Here is a 14,872-nt window from a genome sequence, read left to right as displayed (position 1 = left end):
CTAAGTGCAAACCATCCGTTCTTTGACACGACCTTAAGCCCACCAATAGCAGCAGCGTTCCCAGGAGCATTGGTCAAAATAGCTTCGATAGGCTCACCTGCAAGAACTTCTTCTTTCACATCTTCAGGTGACAATTTTTTGAGTATAGCACGCTGCTGGGCATCTGCAGGTGCATCGATACGGGCATAGATAGGTGCACCAAATTTCTCTGTAAGTTCCTGATAATGTTCACCTGGATCACGCCCAGTCTTTGCTAGAATTTCAGCAGAAAGAAGTGTCAGTATCATGCCGTCTTTATCGGTACTCCAGACGGTACCATCCTTACGAAGAAAACTGGCCCCCGCACTCTCTTCTCCACCAAAAAAGATCTTGCCTTCCATCAGACCATCGACAAACCACTTAAAACCAACAGGGACTTCAATCACTTTTTTGCCGAGAGAATCTGCAACACGGTCTATCATTGAACTGCTTACTAGGGTTTTTCCTATCCCCAGATCACTCTTCCATTGTGGTCGGTTTTGTGCCAGATAGTTGATGGCTACACTGAGGTAATGGTTTGGGTTCATCAAACCTACACTTTTTGTCACAATACCATGACGGTCAAAGTCTGTGTCATTTCCAAAGGCAATGTCATACTTTTCTTTCATTGCGACAAGTCCTGCCATGGCATAAGGAGACGAGCAGTCCATGCGGATCTTACCGTCTTTGTCACAGTGCATAAAAGAGAAGGTCGAATCAAGGGTATCATTGAAGATCTCCATATTGAGTCCATAATGCTCTTTGATGGCAGAGTAGTATGCCATGCCTGAACCACCCATAGCATCAGCACCGATAAGGATACCGGACTTTGCAATAGTCTCCATGTCGATCACATTCTCCAGATCGTTGACATACGGGGATACATAATCGTACTCAACAATATGATCAGAATTCAGCGCATCATCCAGAGCAAGTTTTTTTACATCAGTGAGTTCATTTTCCATAAGGGTATTTGCACGGGCTTCTATCCAGTCAGTCACATCGGTATCGGCTGGTCCACCATGCGGTGGATTGTATTTGAACCCTCCGTCAGTGGGTGGGTTATGTGACGGTGTAATAACAATGCCGTCACAAAGTACACTGCTATCTACATTATGTGTCAAGATGGCATGAGATATGACCGGTGTGGGTGTATAGCCAAGATCTTTGGCTATGTATACAGTGACTTCATTGGCTGCGAGTACTTCTAAAGCAGACAATTGTGCGGGGTATGAGAGGGCATGTGTATCCATACCCATGAATAATGCACCAGTAATACCGGCTTCTTTTCTGTAATCACACACAGCCTGTGTGACAGCTAATATATGCATCTCATTGAAACTTCTACTCAGTGAAGAACCACGGTGTCCGGAAGTTCCGAAACTGATACGCTGGGCACTGTTTTGTGTGTCAGGTATCTTTGTATAGTAGTCACTGATAAGTTCAGGAATATTGGCAAGCACTGATCTGGGTGCTAATTTTCCGGCATAGGGATGAAGAGACATTATTTACCTTTTTATATTTGGATATGTGACAGTTTATCATCTCTGTAATATGATTCTTCATATGCTACTGCTTAAAATTGAAACAATAGTGTCATTCCTTTTATCTCGAATTAGATTATAATGGATCAGAGCAATAATGCAGTAAAAGATATATAGGCAGTACTAGTAATCAGTCCGATAATAAAAGGTTAAATATATGAATCAAGACAGACTCCATGATACGCTTGATAGACATTTTTCAGTTGTTGAAAAGATTATTCTCTCGCGACAGGACCCCGTTACTGGATTGCTGCCTGCAAGTACAGCAGTGAATGCACATGGAGACTATACAGATGCCTGGGTAAGAGATAACGTGTACAGTATTCTCAGTGTCTGGGGACTGGCACTTTCTTATCGTAAATATGATCCAGATCATCATCGCAGCTTCCTTTTGAGTCAGAGTGTGGTTAAACTCATGAGAGGTTTACTTTTAGCGATGATGCGCCAATCAGACCGTGTTGAAGCATTTAAGAATACACTCAATCCTATTGATGCACTACATGCAAAGTATGGAACAAGCACAGGTTTGGCAGTTGTGGGTGATGATGAATGGGGACATCTGCAATTGGATGCAACCTCACTATATTTATTGATGATCGCACAAATGACCGCTTCGGGATTACGTATTATATATACTATGGATGAAGTCAATTTTGTTCAGAATCTTGTACACTATATCAGTCGTACCTATTGTACACCGGATTTTGGTATTTGGGAACGTGGGAACAAGATCAATCATGGTACTACAGAGATCAATGGAAGTTCAGTCGGTATGGCCAAAGCAGCACTTGAAGCAATGGATGGCTTCAATCTCTTTGGTGATATTTTAAGTCATGAATCTGTGATCCACGTGGTTCCTAGTGATGTGGCACGTTCTCGTGCTACACTACTGGGACTTTTGCCTAGGGAGTCCAATTCAAAAGAGACAGATGCGGCACTTTTGAGTATCATAGGTTATCCGGCATATGCTGTGGAAGATGAAGACCTGCTAAAACGTACACGTGATAAGATCATTAAAAAACTTGCCGGAAATTATGGCTGTAAACGTTTTTTGCTTGATGGACATCAGAGCAGTATAGAGGATGCCAGTCGCTTGCACTATGAACCTTCAGAGTTACGTGAATTTGAGCATATTGAATCTGAATGGCCACTTTTCTTTACCTATTTGCTACTTGATGCATTGATGCGTGAGGACAGTGAAGATGTTGCATACTGGAAAAAGAAACTGCAGACCCTTTTTGTGGAACAGAATGGAGAGAAGCTGTTACCTGAACTCTATATAGTTCCTGAAGAATCTATCCCTGCAGAGAAACAAGATCCCGGAAGTCAGATACGTATACCTAACGAAAATATACCATTGGTCTGGGCACAAAGCCTTTATATGCTTTCAGATATGATGTTTGATGGTGTATTATCACCTGCTGATATTGATCCTTTGGATCGGCGTGGATCTGTAGGCAGCAGATACGATGTACGTCCTCTGGTGCCAGTTTTGGCGGAGAATGAAGCTGTGAAGGAACAACTGCTTGAACTTGGATTCATCAGTGAGACAGCAGAAGAAGTGAAACCTGTAAAGATCATGCATGCCTCTTTGCTTTCTGAAGTGCATACACTACTGGGTAAGAATAGGAAATTGTCATTAACAGGTCGTCCTTATTTGGTAGCACGTACGATAACTACATCGCGTTTGTATTTACTTGCTGGAGAAAAGATCATCTTCCTTCCCTATTATTTCAATCCAAAAGGATTCTATTTCTCTTATGACAACCCATTACTGACTGAACACTTTCGTGCCTCTTTAAAGTTTCTTTCAAGGAAGTGGAATAAAAAGGACCAGCCTATAATCCCCCTTCTTGTTCGAGAAACCATGCTCTGTGATCAAGATAAGGATACAGTGATCGAGTTATTGCGTGAGATACAAAATGGTGAATCTGATTCTGTAAAGATTCAGAACGGTACATTTGAAGCATTGTCTTGTAGAGCAGATGTAGAGCGAATTGATGATTTGCACGACTTTGACTTAGAACATCACGAAATTGAGATGAATAACGAGGACTCAGATATTTGTTCTCAGGAAAATAAACCTAATTATCCATTGACTGTAGAAGAAGTACATGAGCTTGAAGTGAAGAATGATGATACATTGATCGATATGCTGCTAGGAAATGAAACGCATTTGTTGCAAGCCCATGTACTCGGTTTGTTATGGCAGCGCAATGGATCAGAATTTGAAATCCTGATGCAAGAGGGCATTTTAACATTGGAACAGATAGTTGAAAAACTGTATGCGTCTGCTACTGTATGTCATGAATGGTCTATAATTCGCCGTCTGGCAGAGTTGACTGGAAAATATGATGACCGTTTGGAAGATGTGCTGCTCGATATCGTGATTCGTCAAAAGCGCCTTGCAGTTGGTCGTGCATATAGTGAACAAGCAACCTTTTCAAAACCTCACGAAAGTATTGCTATTGTGGAAACCATAAATGAATTTTGTGGTAACAACACCGCTGAAAGTAGCTTAACACAGGAAATTATTTTACATTTGGGGTATCTGATACGAAGTGAACCTGAACTTTTTAAAAATATGTTAACGCTTCGTACATGGTATTTTATCCAATTGTTGGTCGGTCAGATAAGCCGGGAAAGCCATTTGGCTATGGGGGATGCTTATGAGCACTTGCTTTGTTTGTCTCCACATCTTATTTATGACCGTCTTCGGGATATCTTGAAGTCTTTCGCTCAGGAAGTCAAGAACCTGCATCATCTGGAAAATCTACATGCTACTGGAACATCGTCTGCCAATACGATTAAAACAGTCCCGCTTCTTACCGAATTGTCCGGAGTAGAGGATTGGGAACAGTGGAGAGAAGAGAGAGGAATGGTAGGGCCTTTCTCTGAAACTTTTTACAAGGATATCTGGTATTTGTTGCGACAATGCAGTGCTTTGGTGATAGGCGACAAATATAATATAGAGAATCGTATAGGTACAGAATTTACACTAGATGCAACTGCAGGAGAACGCAGTTTTGCATTGAAAATCGATGCACTGTTACAAAGTATTACTGTACCTGATTATCGTCAGTTGAATATTGAAGCTATAGAGAGTTTAGTAAGGCTCTTTAGACAAAATCAAGATCTGTATGTTAAAGATGATCTTATATTGGATGTTCTTATAGGTCATGCAGTACGTATTGCATGGGAGAATAGTCATAGTGGCAATTACGATGAACACAGAGGGCAAGCATGGAAGGCATTTTATGGTCTGTCTCCTAACCAAACGGACCAGGCATTTATTGGAGCATTTATGTATTTACTTGCACCCCAAGATGCGGAGAGTGAACTTACAACATAATATGACAAGGATAGCAGTATGATATTGGCAGGTGATATAGGTGGGACAAAAACCAACCTCGCACTTTTTGAGGTTGAAGACACGATTCTCAAAGTTCGGGTACAAAAGCAATTTTCCAGCAAAGATTTCTCTAGTCTCTCCGATGTGATAAAGGCTTTTAAAGAAGAGACTTTAATGCCAAAGATAGAATCAGCATGCTTTGGCATAGCCGGTCCCATCATAGATGGTCGTTGTCGTACTACCAACCTGCCTTGGGATATCAGTTCTGAGGATCTGAAAAAAGATCTAGCTGTGGATAAAGTACGTTTGATGAATGATCTTGAAGCTACAGCATATGGTATGTTGTACCTGCCGGAAGATGAATTTGTTGATCTGAATCCTACTGGACGGGAGTTCAATGGTAATCGTGCTGTCATAGCTGCGGGAACAGGGCTGGGAGAGGCAATGCTGTATTATGATGGTATGCATTACCACCCTATAGGCTCAGAAGGAGGACACAGCGATTTTGCACCTGTAACAGCACAACAGGATGAACTATTGAAATGGATGCGAAATCGCTATCCTGGACATGTTAGTTATGAAAGAATACTATCCGGTCCCGGAATTTATACACTGTATGAGTTTTTATATGAAAGTGGTTTTGCTCCAGAACCTGTTTCCATGATGCATATTCCAGAGGGAATGGATCGTAGTGCTATGGTTAGTAACTGTGCTTTAAATGAGCGTGATCCTCTCTGTATGGAAGCACTACGTATGTTTGCAGAAATATATGGTGCCGAAGCAGGAAACCTTGCATTAAAAAGTATGTCACTTGGAGGAGTCTATATCGGTGGAGGTATTGCCCCTAAGATCTTACCGGTCCTTGTAAATAATCATTTCATGAATGGATTTGCAAGTAAAGGACGTTTTGAAGAGATGTTGCGCGGGATGCAGGTAAAAATTTCTCTAGATCCTGAGACTGCATTGCTGGGGGCAGCATATTATGCACATAATAGACTGTAAAAATATTCATTCTGTTTGTTATTGACTAAAATATAACCATAAAATTGATTATTTAGTGTTCTTATTGCGTTATACTCATTAAATATGAGCGTTATAAATGTATTTAGCGGGAACACAATAGGAAAAAGATGATGAATGAAATGAAAAGTGTATGCGATATTACTATTTTTGGTGGGCATGGCGATCTAGCTTTTAGAAAATTGATGCCAGCACTTTACCATCTTAGTAATGATGGTTATTTGGATGAGAAAAGTCGTATCATTACAGCTACAAGAGATGCAATGAGTCTTGAAGAACATTGTAGACTTGTGAGATCAAAACTTCTGGAATTTTTACCGGATAATGCTTTTGTTGAAGAAAAGTTTGCTCGTTTTAAAGAACAACTTCAAGTAGTGATCATAGATTTTGGAGATGATGAGAGTTATAGTGGACTTAAAGAACTTCTCAATATATATCCACATAGGGACAGAGTAAATTATCTTTCTACTGCACCTGATTTTTTTGGTCCTATTTGTAAGTCTTTAAGTCATTGGGAATTAATTAGCCCAGAAAGTAGAGTGGTACTTGAAAAACCTATTGGGCGTGATCTTCAGTCTTCTCGTGTGATCAATGTGGAAGTGCTAAAGTATTTTAAAGAATCACAGATTTATCGTATTGATCATTATCTGGGTAAAGACACCGTACAGAATATTATGGCACTTCGTTTTTCAAATAGATTTTTCATGCCGCTTTGGGATGCAAGCAATATTGACCATGTACAGATCACCGTGGCAGAAAGTGTAGGTGTTGAAGGCCGATGGGGATATTATGATGATTACGGGGCAATGCGTGATATGATTCAAAATCACTTGATGCAATTGCTTTGCCTTGTGGCTATGGAACCACCTTGTTCACTTGATGCAGACAGTGTACGTGATGAAAAAGTAAAAGTATTGCGTTCCCTTCGTATGATGACACCTGCCGATATTGAACAAAAGACTGTACGCGCACAATATGCGCATGGGTCTAGTAACGGTGAACCGGTTCCAGGTTATCTTGAGGGAGAGGGGGTGGCAGGGAGTACAACAGAAACTTTTGCTGCCCTTCGCGTTGATATAGATAACTGGCGCTGGAATGGTGTACCGTTTTATCTTAGAAGCGGAAAGCGTATGAGACAGAGAAACTCAGAGATCGTGATCCATTTTAAAACGATTCCTCATTCTATTTTTGCGAATCAGGGTAAATGTATCTCTGAGAATAAACTCGTTATTTCACTACAGCCAAAAGAGAGTATCCACCTACAGCTTATGAATAAGATCCCCGGGTTAAGTGAGCAGATGAGATTACAGAAGGTGGAGCTTGAGCTTAATACTCCATTGAATACCGAACATAAGCCAGATGCCTATGAACGATTGCTTTTAGACGTAATCCGTGCCAATCCGACACTTTTCATGCGTCTTGATGAGGTGGAAGCTGCATGGAAGTGGGCTGATGTGATTTTAGATGGTTGGGCAGAAGATACTGTTCCTATGAAAAGTTACAGTGCTGGAACCGATGGTCCAAGTGCGGCTGTACAGCTTATCGCAAGAGATGGAAGGAGTTGGCACGATGAGTAGAACGCTACATACTTTTTCGTCACAGGATGCATTGTTAGAACTACTTAGTAAAAGTATTATTAATCAACTGCAAGATGCGATTGATAAAAAGGGTAAAGCCTCTTTGATCGTTTCAGGAGGAAGTACACCTAAACCACTCTTTAAAAAACTTAGTGAGGCCTCTCTTGCATGGGAAAAGGTCAGTATTGGTCTTTGTGATGAACGATGGATACCTTCTTCAGATGAAAACAGCAATGAAAATCTTGTTAAAACATATTTAATTCAAGGTGAAGCAAGCAAAGCTACCTTTATAGGTATGTACAATGAAGAGTTAGATGTTGAAATGGCAGAAAAGTGGTGTACACAAAAGATGAAAGAAGCACTTTTTCCATTTGATGTAATCGTGTTAGGTATGGGAAATGATGCCCATACGGCGTCTCTTTTCCCTGACAATGTAAAATTGGAAAAGGCCTTTGGTCTTGAGAATGAAGATCTATGTATCGCTATTGAACCTGCAACTGCTCCTTATATGCGTATGAGCTTAACACGTTCAGCGATTTTGAGTGCTAAGTATATTTACCTGCATTTTGAAGGTGAAGAAAAATTAGCAGTGTATGGAGATGTGATTACGGGAGATGATATGTACAAAATGCCAATTCGTTCAGTTTTAAATCAGGATACTAAAGATATAGAGGTATATTACGCATGAATGAAATTATTCAAAAAGTGACAGCAGAGATCATACAACGTTCAGCCAAAAGCAGGGCTCTATACCTTGAACGCATCGCTAAAGCAAGAGGGCATGGGGTTAACCGAAACAAACTGGGATGCAGTAATCTTGCCCATGCGATGGCACCTATGGAGGAGAATGAAAAAACATCTCTTGCCGGGATGCAAAGTCCAAATATTGCTATTGTAACAGCTTACAATGATATGCTCTCTGCACACGAGCCCTATAAACTTTATCCTACACTCATCAAACGTACGTTGATGGATATAGGTGCTACTGCACAAGTGGCAGGTGGCGTACCTGCCATGTGTGATGGAGTAACGCAGTCTCAACCAGGTATGGAATTAAGTCTTTTCAGTAGAGACAATATCGCAATGGGAGCAGCCATTGGACTTTCTCATAATGTATATGACGGGGCACTTTATCTTGGAGTATGTGACAAGATCGTTCCCGGACTAGTGATCGGTGCTTTGGCGTTTGGTCATCTTCCCGGACTATTTGTACCTGCAGGTCCTATGCCATCTGGTATAAGTAATGCCCAAAAAGCAAAGGTACGTCAAGACTTTGCCCAAGGTAAAGTGAGTGAAGACTCTTTGTTAAAAGTAGAGTCTGCATCGTATCATAGCAGTGGTACTTGTACATTTTACGGTACAGCGAATTCCAACCAGATGCTACTTGAAATGATGGGACTACAACTCCCAAACAGTTCTTTTGTGAACACAAATACGCCTCTTAGAGAAGCTTTGACTGCACATGCGGCAAAAACAATTTTGAGTATGACGGACTTATCTGGAACCTATAAACCGATAGCAAAGATCATTAGTGAAAAAAGCTTTGTGAATGCCATAGTCGGATTGATGGCAACGGGAGGCTCAACGAATCATACGATTCATATTATTGCAATGGCACGAGCTGCGGGGATCATACTGAACTGGGATGATTTTGATGCCATCTCCAAAGTCACACCTTTGTTATGTAAGATGTATCCTAATGGCCAAGCTGATGTGAATCATTTTAGAGAAGCAGGGGGTATGAGTGTAGTTATCTCTCAACTTCTTGATGCCGGACTTGTTCATAATGATGTGGAAACAATAGTGGGAAAAGGTTTAGATGCATACATCATAGAACCGAGTCTAAGTGGTGGAAATTTGAGCTTTAAAGAAGGGCACAAAACATCAAGAGATCAAAGTGTGGTTTCAAGTATCAAAGATCCTTTTAGTAAGGAAGGTGGACTCAAGCTACTCAAAGGTAATCTGGGACGTAGTGTGATCAAAACTTCTGCATTGAAACCCGAACAGTTTATTATTGAAGCTGAAGCCATCGTTTTTGAATCTCAGGAATCTTTGCAGACTGCATTTAAGCAAGGTGAATTGGAAAAAGACTTTATCGCTGTGGTACGCTATCAGGGACCTAAAGCCAATGGTATGCCAGAACTCCATGGACTCATGCCACCGCTTGGTGTGCTTCAGGACAAAGGGTTTAAAGTGGCAATTATTACTGATGGACGTATGTCTGGAGCTTCAGGTAAAGTGCCATCAGCCATTCATTTGACACCAGAAGCCCTTGATGGTGGTATGCTGGCAAAGGTCAGAACAGGGGACACTATTCGTTTTGATGCACAAAAAGGTGAGATCTTACTTTTGGTGGATAAAGAGGAATTGAATTCTCGCTCGATAGAAGTACCAGATCTAAGTGAAAACAGACACGGTTTTGGTAGAGAACTATTTGTATCTGTACGTCAAAGTATAGGCTTGGCAGAAGAGGGTGCAAGTCTATTTGATGTCAGTGGCAAGGAGCGGGCATGACAGCAAAAGAAGTCATGGAAATATCACCTATTGTCCCTGTGATAGCATTAGAAAGTGCTGATGATGCCTTGGCACTTGCAGAGGCTTTGTTGGAAGGTGGAATTTCTATTATGGAGATAACACTTCGAACGGAAGCAGGACTTAAAGCTATAGAAGCTATTTCCAAGTCAATCCCGCAAATGAATGTCGGTGCTGGAACAGTACTTAATGCATATGATTTTAAACAGGCAGTTGAGCATGGTGCACAGTTTGTTTTTAGTCCGGGTATCAGTGAAGAATTGATGCAAGTTTCAAAAGAATTGGACATTGCACTTATTCCAGGTGTGGCCACAGCTTCTGAAGTAATGTTGGCCAAAAACAATGGTTTTGAATATTGTAAACTTTTTCCGGCTACTCTGGCAGGTGGTGTTGAAGCCTTAAAGGCTTTTAGTGGTCCTTTTGCTTCTATGCATTTTTGTCCAACAGGAGGAGTAAATCTAAAAAATATAAATGACTTTTTATCTCTTCCCAATGTTCTGTGTGTGGGCGGAAGTTGGATCGTACCCAAATCGGCTATGGAAAAGAAGGATTTTTACAAAATCACAAAGCTTTGCAAAGAGGCAAGGCATATAATAAAATCAATAAAGGGGATAGTTTGAAAAATAAACTCTATTTTAATTCCAATAGTAGAAAGGAAGAACAAAGAGCCTTTGAGTCCATTCAGAAAGAACAGACATCAATCGGCTACTATTCGCTCCCGGATCAAGATGTTACTCAAATATTAGAATATAGTAATACGCTTTCAGAAGATGTGACAACGATCGCTGTAATAGGTATAGGAGGTAGTTCTTTGGGCGCAAAAGCAGTGTATGAGTTTATGAAACCGGTGAAGGATCTGCATAGAAAGCTTTATTTCTTTGAAAGTACGGATCCTATTAATATTACGGATCTGCTTTCTAAATTTGATGTTAACAAAACCCATTTTCTTGTGATCTCCAAATCCGGTAGTACAGTTGAGACCTTTTCCATCTATAAATATATTTATTCTTTGCAAAGTGATCCAACTGCCTATACCTTTATTACTGACCCGGACTCTCCACTTGAGAAATATGCTAAAGAGATCAGTGCTTCGGTACTGTATCTCCCTGACAATGTAGGAGGAAGATTCTCTGTGCTCTCAACTGTAGGATTGGTACCTTTGGCAATGTGTGGTATTGATATTAACTCTTTACTTGCAGGGGCAAGATTCATAAAAAAGAGTTTTTTTGAACATGGATATACTCAGGATATGCTTCTTACTAAAGCGGTTTACTATGCAAAAAACCATGCCCAGTATAATATTAATTGTATTTTTGCCTATTCTGAAACACTCAAGTATTTCTGTCAATGGTATGTACAACTTTGGGGTGAAAGTCTAGGAAAACATCAACGTCACAGTGCCTTTCATGTTGGCCTTACACCTATTGGTCTTATAGGACCAAAAGATCAGCACTCATTTCTGCAACTGATTATGGAAGGTACAAGAGACAAGTCTGTCACCTTTATCAAGATTGAAGATTTTCATGAGAATATTGTCATCCCGGATATTACACTTCCTCATTTGGAAATGCTTGATAGTTTAAATAACCTTCCTTTCTCAAAACTCATCAATATGCAATGTGACTCTGTGATAGAAGCCTTACTTGACCAAGGTGATATTCCTCTAGATACGATCACCATACAAAGTGTGACAGAAGATAATATCGGTTCTCTGATGTTTTATTATGAACTGCTCACGTCTCTTGTAGGTGAACTTATAGATGTAAACACCTATGATCAGCCTGGTGTTGAAGCAGGAAAGATCATTTTAAAGAGTAAATTACAAGAGCTATGATCTCATATACCATATTAGGTTTTCATATTATGAAAAAGAATACTTAGTTACTGTTATTTTGAATAGCGAATAAGACACCATCCCAGAATTTGATCCGAGCTTTAATTGCAAGTAGGGCAGCTTCTTCTGCCTCAGAGATCTTTAGCTTATCCCCTTCACATAATAGATCCAACATTCGTAAAGACATTGGACCATGGTGATCTCCGTCAAGCTCTATATGACGATCTAGATAATAATGAAATACTTCTGCTTGTTCTCTTGAGATTTTCATCTTATCAAGAAGAGCACGGAACATCTCTGGAATAATATGCTCTCGACCTAAAGCAAATGCTGCAGCAACTACATGAGGCTTATCACTATTGATAAATCCAAAGGTAACTTCCATGAATTCTTTTGCGGCTGAAGGTATTTGAATGGTTTCTTTTGCTCTATCTAAAGAATCAGTTGCAACTGTAGAAACAAATTCTCTAATAAGTTGACTACTTCCTTCTTTTACTTCTTCCATAGCCAGAGCATACAGGTTGAAATGACTTGTATATGTAGTAGTTCCATCTTCCAGTGGAATACCTTCATCTGATTCTTCTTCAAGTACAATATCATTGATAAAACGCTGAACATGCGTATCACCAAAGGGAAGCCATGGTGTTTGTGCTGGTGCAATTTGATTTTGTAAATATTTTACCAATGACATAAAGTCCCAAACAGAGTAGATGTGATGCTGCATAAAGATCGTCAGATCATTCATATCTGAAACAGCAGCATAAACTGGATGTGTAGCAAGTTCTTTTCTTAATTTTCTTACGTTTTCAAGTGGAAAAGTTGTCAATAGATAGTCCTTTAATTTTAAAAAAAAGGATTATACATAAATTTATTTAGAAAGAGACAACCATATAGTTGTTATTCATCATTGTCTTGCAGAAGTTTCATTTGTCAGAGTCTGCCAAATCTGTACGTTAATTGTATGACAACAGCTAACTGTTAAATATAAAGATACCCTAAAATAGAGTGTTCAAGAGATTTAAACAAGGGTTAGAATCTCTCACAGTCCGCAATTTTAATCTCCTAAAATACAGCATTTAATCAAAAAGTTTCCAAAAAATGAATAATTCAATCTTATTATTTGACTTTTGTATTCTCTTCTAATGTTATGTTCTCAGGATTGAGGAGACTTTCAATGTTTGCATTGGTAAGTATTTTCTGTAATAAATGACTTTTGTCAAGATCAAGTGACTCAAAATGGTGATCTTCTAGAAGTTCAACAAATTCAAAAATCTCTTTTGTGATGGTAAATTCACCTTGTGTCACTCTTATCTTCTTAAAATGCTCCAATATGGTTTGTGTTGTTTTACTTTCACTGTGTTCTATCTCTTGATTGCCAAATGCAATCACATAGACACCTGCTTGAGAAGCTGACTCTACAAAGTTTTTGATTCTTCTTAAGTCAAATTCCTCTGTTGGAAAATTTTCTAAATTCATCAGTACCAGGTGATACATCTTTTTAAGTTTAGATTTTTGATTATGTTCACTTATGCTAGGCCTATTGCAACATAGCAACTCTTTATGACGAGATATGATAGTCTCTTCTAACTCCTCAAAAAGTGCTAACATCATCTCGGAGTTATAAGCTGTTTTATAGAGATGAAGATACTGTAAAGGAGAAAGATTATAGAACTTCTTTTTACCAAAATCAAAAAGATCAACTCTTAAACTCTCATGAGGCATTGTAGAGAGCAATTCCAAACAGAGACTTTCTAGTAATTTATCAGCTTTTACTTCAGAGACATTATCATACAACAGGCAAAATCCACCATCACTACTCACCGTATATAAAGGGATAGTGTCATGCCCTTTGAGTAAGTCTCCTATATGAAACCCCCATGGAAATGCATATTTCTCATCTTTATTTACCATATTGCTGTGCTCACTTATTTTTTGTTGAATTATATCACTATATAGATTAGGAGCTCTCTTCTTTATATTTCATTAATTTAATGAGAAGTGATTAGATGTTTTTTAAGTGTACAAATTTACTAATAGCTTATTGATTTATTACAGTTTTATTTGTCTAGTTCAAATAAAGTAATAAGATTACAGATAAATTATGCTAGTATCATCCAAAATTTGTATTATTAAAATAAAGGATAACTAATGACAAGCGGAAAAGTATTATCGTTATATATGACTATGCCTGATATGATGCGTTCTGGTCACCGAATGAAGGTTGAAGATTTTGACTGTGACGACAATGGAATAGTAGGCAGTAGAGACTATGACAATGGAAAAGAGCCTACGATGGTTCTGGTTTCAAAAAAGAGTTATGACATTATAGAAGAGGCTGAACTTGTTTTTGAAAGAGGTCTTTTGATGGAAGACATTTATGTAGATATTGACCTTTATCATCTTAAAAAAGGATCGATCATAGAAATAGGTGAAATGCTCTTTGAAGTGAAGGGGCCATGTGAGGATTACCGTTATCTATATGCATTCGCACCTGAACTTCCTGAACTTATTCATGGTAAGCGCGGTCTTTTTATATCTCCTTTGGAGTATGGGGGAATTGCAGTTGGAAATAAAGTAAGTGTGCTAAAAGAGGCTTAAGATGAAAAAAATAGGTATTGGTATAGACTACAGCAACATCTGTAAAGACTATAATACATCATATCTGGATCGAGACAATACAGATCCGGCAACAAAGAAATGCATGAAACAAGTACTTTCTTGGACTCAAGGCTTTTTATCAGAGTTTTTAGAAAGCTTCGGATATAAAATGTATCACTTACACTCTTCCACTCCAGTAAAGATAGAGGAAATAGCTTCGAAAAGATTTCTTTTTTATTCTCTAGAGAAAGAAATAACATTACAAAGCTATGTGATACAAAAAGAATATGTACAATATGAATCCTTAGAAGCCTGGAAAAAAGAGAACAGTGAGGGAATACTTATTCAAAATGATGAGGATGGGGAAGGGATATATCTCTACCTCAATGAAAACTCC

The 14,872-nt window shown here is 39.1% G+C and carries 12 protein-coding genes; 9 read left to right on the top strand and 3 right to left on the bottom strand.

Features of this window, described 5'->3' with window-relative positions; translation table 11 throughout:
- A partial coding sequence (pgm, locus tag WBM70_RS06150; RefSeq protein WP_424557625.1) for a phosphoglucomutase (alpha-D-glucose-1,6-bisphosphate-dependent) occupies window positions 1-1,523 on the bottom strand: 1,523 nt, incomplete at its 3' end.
- Window positions 1,524-1,719: 196 nt separating this feature from the next.
- On the opposite strand from pgm, the gene WBM70_RS06145 reads away from it, so the two are divergent.
- From WBM70_RS06145 to WBM70_RS06115, 7 genes are all read left to right on the top strand, one after another.
- A complete protein-coding gene (locus WBM70_RS06145; protein ID WP_424557624.1) occupies window positions 1,720-4,914 on the top strand; it encodes a glycoside hydrolase family 15 protein in 3,195 nt (1,064 codons plus the stop codon).
- Window positions 4,915-4,932: 18 nt separating this feature from the next.
- Window positions 4,933-5,916 (top strand): glucokinase, encoded by a 984-nt coding sequence (gene glk / locus WBM70_RS06140; RefSeq protein WP_424557623.1) that lies wholly within the window; start codon window positions 4,933-4,935, stop codon window positions 5,914-5,916.
- Between the two features lie 131 nt (window positions 5,917-6,047).
- Window positions 6,048-7,511, top strand: a complete 1,464-nt coding sequence (gene zwf / locus WBM70_RS06135; protein WP_424557622.1) for a glucose-6-phosphate dehydrogenase — start codon at window positions 6,048-6,050, stop codon at window positions 7,509-7,511.
- Window positions 7,504-8,199 carry a 6-phosphogluconolactonase gene (gene pgl, locus WBM70_RS06130; RefSeq protein WP_424557621.1) on the top strand — a complete coding sequence of 232 codons (696 nt, stop codon included), beginning with the start codon at window positions 7,504-7,506 and terminating at the stop codon, window positions 8,197-8,199. The genes zwf and pgl overlap by 8 nt, the downstream gene beginning before the upstream one ends.
- Entirely contained in the window at window positions 8,196-10,025 is a 1,830-nt protein-coding gene (edd, locus tag WBM70_RS06125; protein WP_424557620.1) for a phosphogluconate dehydratase, read from the top strand. Before pgl ends, edd begins: the two co-directional genes overlap by 4 nt.
- Window positions 10,022-10,663 (top strand): bifunctional 4-hydroxy-2-oxoglutarate aldolase/2-dehydro-3-deoxy-phosphogluconate aldolase, encoded by a 642-nt coding sequence (gene eda / locus WBM70_RS06120; protein WP_424557619.1) that lies wholly within the window; start codon window positions 10,022-10,024, stop codon window positions 10,661-10,663. The genes edd and eda overlap by 4 nt, the downstream gene beginning before the upstream one ends.
- Window positions 10,660-11,877 carry a glucose-6-phosphate isomerase gene (locus WBM70_RS06115; protein ID WP_424557618.1) on the top strand — a complete coding sequence of 406 codons (1,218 nt, stop codon included), beginning with the start codon at window positions 10,660-10,662 and terminating at the stop codon, window positions 11,875-11,877. The genes eda and WBM70_RS06115 overlap by 4 nt, the downstream gene beginning before the upstream one ends.
- A 43-nt stretch (window positions 11,878-11,920) precedes the next feature.
- On the opposite strand, the gene WBM70_RS06110 is transcribed toward WBM70_RS06115, so the two are convergent.
- Window positions 11,921-12,703 carry a DUF3050 domain-containing protein gene (locus WBM70_RS06110; protein ID WP_424557617.1) on the bottom strand — a complete coding sequence of 261 codons (783 nt, stop codon included), beginning with the start codon at window positions 12,701-12,703 and terminating at the stop codon, window positions 11,921-11,923.
- A 290-nt stretch (window positions 12,704-12,993) separates the two neighbouring features.
- Entirely contained in the window at window positions 12,994-13,788 is a 795-nt protein-coding gene (locus WBM70_RS06105; RefSeq protein ID WP_424557616.1) for a hypothetical protein, read from the bottom strand.
- Window positions 13,789-14,025: 237 nt separating this feature from the next.
- Between WBM70_RS06105 and WBM70_RS06100 the strand changes: the two genes are divergently transcribed.
- Together WBM70_RS06100 and WBM70_RS06095 are read left to right on the top strand one after the other, a co-directional pair.
- Window positions 14,026-14,475, top strand: a complete 450-nt coding sequence (locus WBM70_RS06100) for a hypothetical protein (protein WP_424557615.1) — start codon at window positions 14,026-14,028, stop codon at window positions 14,473-14,475.
- Window position 14,476: 1 nt separating this feature from the next.
- The coding region (locus tag WBM70_RS06095) for a hypothetical protein (RefSeq protein ID WP_424557614.1) at window positions 14,477-14,872 on the top strand (396 nt) is incomplete at its 3' end.

Origin of the sequence: Sulfurovum sp. (genome assembly GCF_049668085.1) — a bacterium.
GTDB lineage: Bacteria > Campylobacterota > Campylobacteria > Campylobacterales > Sulfurovaceae > Sulfurovum.
This window is presented reverse-complemented; position numbering and strand designations above follow the sequence as displayed.